Source organism: Ferruginibacter sp. (assembly GCF_031391665.1).
In the GTDB taxonomy this organism is placed as follows: Bacteria; Bacteroidota; Bacteroidia; order Chitinophagales; family Chitinophagaceae; genus Ferruginibacter.
This window is the reverse complement of record NZ_JANMUN010000093.1, coordinates 1-6,716: the sequence shown is the minus strand read 5'-3', so window position 1 is coordinate 6,716 and position 6,716 is coordinate 1. Positions and strand designations below refer to the sequence as shown.

Sequence of the window (6,716 nt, the reverse complement as noted above, 5' to 3'; positions counted from 1 at the left end):
CTTATTTTGCCTGAATCATTTTTAGTCAATTCACGTAAATGTGTGGCGAGATTAAACTTTTCAGCAGCTCCCAAAACAAGATTCACACCTGGAATTTCAGAAATTTCTTTTGGCTTTAATTGCGCATAGCAGCCGGTAATAACCACTAAACTTTCGGGTGATTTACGTTGAATGCGTCGCACTAATTGACGGCATTCTTTATCTGCATTATCGGTAACGCTGCAGGTATTTATTACATATACATCGGCCACTTCATCAAAATCTTTTTTTACAAAGCCATCCTCCTCCAGCAATCTTCCTATAGAAGATGTTTCGGAGAAGTTAAGCTTGCAGCCCAAAGTGTGTAATGCAACAGATTTACTCATTGGGTGCAAAGATAAAACAAAAGCTTGCTTTAAATCTCCCCCGAAAAGAGGTACTTTTTAACACACTATGTATTCGTTGAACTTTTACTTTACTTTAGCACTTTATTATCGCTATGCTAAAAAAATATTTCCCATACATCATTTTAATCGCTGCTGCAATATTATTGTGGTACATAAAAAGTCACCAGCGGGGCAGTATTCCTAAAAAACAAAATACAGAGCAACGTAACAAAAGAGAAACCATTCCGGCTGTCACCAGAAATACAACTGATGACGGAGAACTAAACCGCCATCCACCAAAATTAATTTACAGTAAACATGCCCGCTGCCGTATGGATTGCCGCCATATTGATGAAAGCGAAGTGCAGGAAATTTTAGATGAAGGCACTATCAACTACAATAAAATAGAAAAAAGCGACAAAGGCAAAAGCTATCCCTTAGAAGGGGTTACGCATGATAAACAACGTGTGCGTATTGTGTTTGCTCCCAAAAATGAAAACCTGGTGGTGGTTACAGTTATTGATCTGGATAAAGATTGGTATTGCGATTGTAAATAATTTTTTAATATCACGAATTTAATATACGAATTACACAAATTAATGGTTTAATTTTATCGAAGAAATTTGTGTGACCCTGGATTAAATAATTCGTGTAATTCGAATAATTAGTGAAATAAGAAAAATGAAAATAAAATCTTTCCTGGCAAAACCTTTTGCCAGTTACATATATAAGCAAATAAAAAAAGGAATGGAAACTGCTGTGGAAGACCAGCAATCTACCTTTAACCAATTAATAAAAACTGCGGCCAAAACAGAGTTTGGAAAAGAACATGGCTTTGCAGATATAAAAACTTACGAAGATTTTGTTAAGCAGGTGCCCATTCGTGATTACGAAGCATTCAAAGTTTACATCGAAAGAATTAAGGAAGGTAAACACAATGTATTGTGGAAAGGCCAACCGATTTATTTTGCCAAAACAAGTGGCACCACCAGCGGCGTAAAATATATTCCTATCTCAAAAGAATCCATTCCCAATCACATCAACACGGCACGAAATGCTTTGTTGTGTTATATGGCCGAAACGGGCAACACCAAATTTGCTGACGGTAAATTAATTTTTTTAAGCGGCTCCCCAACTTTAGAAAGAGTAGGCGGCATACCAACAGGAAGATTAAGCGGCATCGTTAATCATCATGTGCCAAAATATTTACGGGCCAATCAATTGCCTTCTTACACTACCAATTGTATTGAAGAGTGGGAAGAAAAATTAGACAAAATAGTTGAGGAAACTATCAATCAAAACATGACACTCATCAGCGGCATACCACCGTGGATGCAAATGTATTTTGACAGGCTGCAGGAAAAAAGCGGTAAAAAAATAAGTGAATTATTTCCTGATTTTAGTGTGATGGTGCAGGGCGGCGTAAACTTTGAACCTTATAAAGCTAAGCTGTACGAAAGCATTGGAAAAAAAATTGATTGTATAGAATTGTTTCCGGCAAGCGAAGGGTTTTTTGCTTTTCAGGATACTCAAAATGCAGAAGGTTTATTATTAAATACCAACAGCGGCATCTTTTATGAGTTTGTACCTGCGGCGGAAATTTTTAATGATAAACCAACAAGAATAAGTTTAAAAGATGTACGGGTGGGAGAGAACTACGCTTTAATAATAAATAACAATGCTGGTTTATGGGGTTATAATATTGGTGATACAGTAAAGTTTGTTTCCACCAATCCTTACCGCATTATTGTTACCGGCCGTACAAAACATTTTATAAGCGCCTTTGGCGAACATGTAATTGGCGAAGAAGTGGAAGCCGCATTATTAAAAGCTGCCGAAGAAGAAAATGTGCAGGTCACAGAATTTACGGTAGCACCCATGATTGCCAGCGATGCCGGAAAAAGTTTTCACGAATGGTTTGTAGAGTTTGAAAAGCAACCGGCAGACTTATCCAGTTTTGCAAAAAAGGTAGATGATAATTTGCGGGCCAAAAATGTGTATTACGATGATTTGGTTGGCGGCAATATTTTACAGCAACTAAAAATATCTACCATTCATAAAAATGGTTTTATAGATTATATGAAAAGTATTGGCAAACTTGGCGGGCAAAATAAAATGCCGAGGTTGAGTAATGATAGAAAGATTGCGGATGAATTGGCAGAATTTATTGAGATTAAAAAGTATAGTAATAAAGAAGTCAAGTTTTAAAAACTTGACTTCTTTGCTTAATTAAATGGGTGCTTTAATTACAGCTTTTTCACTCCCGGTTGTATCGTCGTTAAATCCCCAATCTTCACCGGCTTACCACTATCACAACTGTTTCTTGCAGCAATACCAACTAAGCAGGATAACGCACCATCTCTTACACCAGCCGATTGTCTTAATGCATCCGCAGTACCGGGAATAAAAATTTTATCTTTCAATAATTTATCACCGCCGCCATGGCCACCTTCGGGTGTAAACACTTTAATCAATTCTGGTTTTCCAAAATTTTTGGTCAGCATCAATTCGTCATAATTTTTCTTTTCGTCACCTGCAGGCGGGTTACTTTCCTGTATCCATGCTTCTAATCTTCCTTCGGTGCCGTTAAAGGCAATGCGGTAACCTTCGTAAGGGGAGTATGCCGTTAGCGAATAACTTACCTGCACACCATTGGCATATTTTATTGACGCACCCATCTTATCAAAAATATCAATGTCTTCTTTCCACACACAACCGTCTCTTAAGTAACCATCGTACTGTTGGTTGTCGGCATACAGGGCCATCAATCTTTTATCCTTCGTCATATCCCAGTAAAATTTGCATTTGTCTTTGTACTCACATGTTCTGCAATTAACACCTCTGAACGAATTGTTTTTTCCATAGTGCTCCAATGCGCCGTAAGCAAAAACTTCAGTAGGGTCACTCTCTATCCACCAGTTTAATAAATCAAAATGATGCGATGCTTTATGTACCCAAAGGCTGCCACCATTTTTACGTAAGCGGTGCCATCTTCTAAAATAATCTGCACCATGGCGTACATCCAGGTACCAATGAAAATCAACAGAAGTAATTTTTCCTATTGCACCACTTCGTAATAATTCGTAAATTTTTGCACGGTGCGGTGAGTAGCGGTAATTAAATGTAACGGTAACTTTTTTACCAGTCATTTTTTCTGCATCAATAATTTCCTGGCATTTTGCTTCATCAGTTGTCATTGGTTTTTCCGAAATAATATCGGCACCCATTTGCATACCTTTTACAATAAATTCGTTGTGTGTGGCATCAACTGTGGTTACAATTAAAACATCAGGCTTAACTGTTTTCATCATCTCTTCAAAATTGGTAAATGTGGGGCAGTTAACTCCCATCATTTTTTTTGCTGTTTCTACACGGCCTTTATTGGTATCGCACAAGCCAACAAACTCCACATAATCTGCATAATCTTTCAATACATCTTTGCCCCACATGCCTGTACCCCGGTGGCCGGTGCCCACCATGGCGTAGCGTTTTTTTGGTCCGGTAAATAAAGCGGCAGTTTCTGCAACAGCATCATTCATCAGCATGCTGCCTGCTAAAACTGTTCCGGTAGTGGTAATAAATTTGCGGCGGCTAAAATTATTTTCCATTGTGCAAGTATTAATTATTGGTTAAGAAAAATTTAGTAAAACAGATTGGATGCTAAAGATATTTCAAAGCATTTGAAATTTTAATAAAATTTTGGGTAGTTTATTTACAAATTGATATACATTTGCACCAAGTTTATATTCAACACAAAGTGAAGTACAACAAAGCCCATATCATTTCAATAAACAATTATCCCGTTAGGGTAATGTTTGCTATTGAAACTGTATTGGAGCAGCTCCCCCGACCCCGACGTGGTTGCTGATAGGACGAGCAAGTAAAACCTGCCCCTGTCAGTGAAAAAATCTCCGAAAGTTTTCTAAAAAATATTTTTAATCTTACTTCAATTTAAACAAATTGGAAAATAGTAACATTATTATCAGGGTGGCTACACCAGCCGACGCACATTACGCAACAACTGTTACGGATGAAATGGCATCATCTGCAAAAGCAAGAGGAACCGGTATTGCAAAACGTTCTCCCGAATACATTGAACAAAAAATTAACGAAGGCAAAGCTGTTATTGCACTTACTAAAGATGGCGATTGGGTGGGCTTTTGTTATATAGAAGTTTGGAAAGGCGAGTATGTTGCCAACAGCGGTTTAATTGTTGCCCCCGAATACCGCAAGAGCGGTATTGCCAAACTAATTAAAAAAAGGGTTTTTGATTTAAGCAGGGAAAAATATCCTGATGCAAAAATTTTTGGATTAACCACCGGCCTTGCAGTAATGAAAATTAACAGTGAGCTGGGTTACGAACCGGTTACCTACAGCGAGTTGACCGATGATGAAGAATTTTGGGCAGGCTGCAAAAGCTGTGTTAACTACGATATTTTAATGAGTAAGGAAAGAAAAAATTGTATGTGTACTGCCATGCTGTACGATCCAACAGATCATTACGAACCTGCCGAAACAAAACAATTTTTTGAAGAGAATAAAAATATTTTTGAAAGATTGATCCGTTTTAAACAATGGAAATTATTAAAACCATTTTTTGAAAAACAAACAGCGGGTGGTGGTAGTGGTGCTAAATCTGTATTAAGACATTTTTTACATTTTTGATTTTTAAACTTTGATAAATGAATGAGAATATAAATAATAGTAATGGTTCCACTTCAGGAGATAAGGGAAAAAAAGTTGTTTTAGGTTTTAGCGGCGGCTTAGATACATCGTATTGTGTAAAATATTTATCCGCCGAATTAGGTTACGAAATTCATACCGTAACAGTAAACACTGGCGGATTTAGTGCAGAAGATATTGAGCAGATTGAAGCGCATGCTTATGCATTGGGTGCTAAAACGCATACTACTGTTGATGCTGTTGAAAGTTATTACGACAGCATTATTAAGTATTTAATATTTGGTAACTGCTTAAAAAATAATACCTACCCGTTAAGTGTAAGTGCAGAGCGTTTAAGCCAGGCCATGCACATTGCAGAGCATTCAAAAAATTTAAATGCAGAAGCTGTAGTGCATGGCAGTACCGGTGCCGGCAACGACCAGGTGCGTTTTGATATGATTTTGAATATTGATAATCCCGGCATAGAAATAATTACTCCCATACGTGATTTGCAATTGAGCAGGGAGGAAGAAATTACTTATTTAAGAAGTAAGGGAGTACAAATGAATTTTGAAAAAAACATGTACTCCATTAATAAAGGTTTATGGGGCACCAGTGTTGGTGGTAAAGAAACGTTGAACAGCAAAGGTATGTTGCCCGAAAGTGCATGGCCTACGCAGGTAACCAAAACTGGCTGCGAAGAAGTAAAATTGCATTTCGACAAAGGCGAATTAAAAAAAGTGAATGATGTTTCATTTGCTCATCCGTCAAAAGCCATTCAATATTTGCAAACTATTGCCGGGCCTTATGGTGTAGGCAGAGATATTCATGTTGGCGATACCATCATTGGCATTAAAGGTCGTGTAGGTTTTGAGGCCGCTGCACCAATGGTAATTTTAAAAGCACATCATGCTTTGGAAAAACATGTGCTTACTAAATGGCAGTTGCAATGGAAAGATACCTTATCGCAATTTTATGGCAACTGGATGCATGAAGGGCAGATACTGGACCCTGTTATGAGAGATATAGAAGCATACCTGGGAAAAAGCCAGCGTAAAGTTACCGGTGATGTTTTTGTACAACTCAATCCTTATCATTTTCAAATTATTGGAATAGAAAGTGATAACGATTTAATGAGTGCAAAGTTTGGTAAATACGGTGAGATGAATACAGGGTTTACCGGCGAAGATGTGAGAGGTTTTACAAAAATATTTGGTAATCAGGTTTCAATCTATCACAGCGTAAGTGATAGTAATAAAAAAGAAAAATGATAAAAGCAGGCATTATAGGAGCAGCAGGTTATACCGGTGGTGAATTAATCCGTTTGTTGATTAATCACCCCAATGTACAAATAGCTTTTGCACAAAGCAGCAGCAATGCAGATAATGAGGTTAGTAAAGTACATGGTGATTTGGTTGGAGAAACTGATTTGAAATTTTCTGCTGCTCATCATTTTGATGTAGATGTTATTTTCTTTTGTGCAGCGCATGGCGAATCTGCAAAATTTATTACAGCACATAATATTCCTCCAGCTGTTAAAATAATTGATTTAGCCAACGATTTCAGGTTAGATACAAAATCAGAAATCGGCAAGCGAAAATTTGTTTACGGCTTACCGGAATTGCAAAAAGAAAAAATTAAAACTGCCAATAATATTGCCAACCCCGGTTGTTTTGCAACAGCCATTCA

The 6,716-nt window shown here is 37.4% G+C and carries 6 protein-coding genes and 1 pseudogene; 5 read left to right on the top strand and 2 right to left on the bottom strand.

Going from position 1 to position 6,716, the window contains the following annotated elements:
* Window positions 1-365: pseudogene (locus ACY651_RS07325) on the bottom strand (tRNA (N(6)-L-threonylcarbamoyladenosine(37)-C(2))-methylthiotransferase MtaB); the annotation flags it as partial.
* 113 nt (window positions 366-478) lie between these two features.
* Here ACY651_RS07325 and ACY651_RS07320 point away from each other — a divergent pair.
* Window positions 479-922: a DUF4258 domain-containing protein gene (locus tag ACY651_RS07320; protein WP_462251202.1), complete on the top strand. Its 444-nt coding sequence runs from the start codon at window positions 479-481 to the stop codon at window positions 920-922.
* A gap of 124 nt (window positions 923-1,046) precedes the next feature.
* A complete protein-coding gene (locus ACY651_RS07315) occupies window positions 1,047-2,573 on the top strand; it encodes a GH3 auxin-responsive promoter family protein (RefSeq protein ID WP_462251200.1) in 1,527 nt (508 codons plus the stop codon).
* 38 nt (window positions 2,574-2,611) lie between these two features.
* On the opposite strand, the gene ACY651_RS07310 is transcribed toward ACY651_RS07315, so the two are convergent.
* Window positions 2,612-3,973: a Gfo/Idh/MocA family oxidoreductase gene (locus ACY651_RS07310; protein WP_462251198.1), complete on the bottom strand. Its 1,362-nt coding sequence runs from the start codon at window positions 3,971-3,973 to the stop codon at window positions 2,612-2,614.
* A 352-nt stretch (window positions 3,974-4,325) separates the two neighbouring features.
* On the opposite strand from ACY651_RS07310, the gene ACY651_RS07305 reads away from it, so the two are divergent.
* The 3 genes from ACY651_RS07305 to ACY651_RS07295 form a co-directional block, all read left to right on the top strand.
* The gene (locus ACY651_RS07305) at window positions 4,326-5,030 is read left to right on the top strand and encodes an N-acetyltransferase family protein (RefSeq protein WP_462251196.1); all 705 of its coding nucleotides are present in this window, start codon (window positions 4,326-4,328) and stop codon (window positions 5,028-5,030) included.
* A 17-nt stretch (window positions 5,031-5,047) separates the two neighbouring features.
* Window positions 5,048-6,298, top strand: coding sequence for an argininosuccinate synthase (argG, locus tag ACY651_RS07300; protein WP_462251194.1), 1,251 nt, complete (start codon window positions 5,048-5,050; stop codon window positions 6,296-6,298).
* The coding region (locus ACY651_RS07295; protein WP_462251192.1) for an NAD-dependent epimerase/dehydratase family protein at window positions 6,295-6,716 on the top strand (422 nt) is incomplete at its 3' end. The genes argG and ACY651_RS07295, both read left to right, overlap by 4 nt.

What these genes read in the sequence shown, in the direction of transcription:
- ACY651_RS07310 (WP_462251198.1), bottom strand. Translation starts at nt 3,973, where the DNA reads ATGGAAAATAATTTTAGCCGCCGCAAATTTATTACCACTACCGGAACA.
- ACY651_RS07315 (WP_462251200.1), top strand. Translation starts at nt 1,047, where the DNA reads ATGAAAATAAAATCTTTCCTGGCAAAACCTTTTGCCAGTTACATATAT.
- ACY651_RS07320 (WP_462251202.1), top strand. Translation starts at nt 479, where the DNA reads ATGCTAAAAAAATATTTCCCATACATCATTTTAATCGCTGCTGCAATA.
- argG (WP_462251194.1), top strand. Translation starts at nt 5,048, where the DNA reads ATGAATGAGAATATAAATAATAGTAATGGTTCCACTTCAGGAGATAAG.